The organism is Bacillus sp. USDA818B3_A (assembly GCF_009928415.1).
Taxonomy (GTDB): domain Bacteria; phylum Bacillota; class Bacilli; order Bacillales; family Cytobacillaceae; genus Neobacillus.
Genome location: NZ_JAABNN010000059.1, coordinates 1 through 593 on the forward strand (window position 1 = coordinate 1; position 593 = coordinate 593).

The following is a 593-nucleotide window of genomic DNA, read 5'->3' on the forward strand; positions in this document are numbered from 1 at the left end:
CCGGAGCGCCAGCTTCGGTGGAGGCGTCGGTGGGATACTACCCTGGCTGTATTGAAATTCTAACCCGCACCCCTTTATCGGGGTGGGAGACAGTGTCAGGTGGGCAGTTTGACTGGGGCGGTCGCCTCCTAAAGAGTAACGGAGGCGCCCAAAGGTTCCCTCAGAATGGTTGGAAATCATTCGTAGAGTGTAAAGGCACAAGGGAGCTTGACTGCGAGACCTACAAGTCGAGCAGGGACGAAAGTCGGGCTTAGTGATCCGGTGGTTCCGCATGGAAGGGCCATCGCTCAACGGATAAAAGCTACCCCGGGGATAACAGGCTTATCTCCCCCAAGAGTCCACATCGACGGGGAGGTTTGGCACCTCGATGTCGGCTCATCGCATCCTGGGGCTGTAGTCGGTCCCAAGGGTTGGGCTGTTCGCCCATTAAAGCGGTACGCGAGCTGGGTTCAGAACGTCGTGAGACAGTTCGGTCCCTATCCGTCGTGGGCGCAGGAAATTTGAGAGGAGCTGTCCTTAGTACGAGAGGACCGGGATGGACGCACCGCTGGTGTACCAGTTGTCTTGCCAAAGGCATCGCTGGGTAGCTATGT

Annotated in this window: 1 rRNA gene; it reads left to right on the forward strand. The window is 57.5% G+C overall.

The features are described 5' to 3' along the window. Nucleotides 1-593, forward strand: a 23S ribosomal RNA gene (locus GXK58_RS26840); the annotation flags it as partial.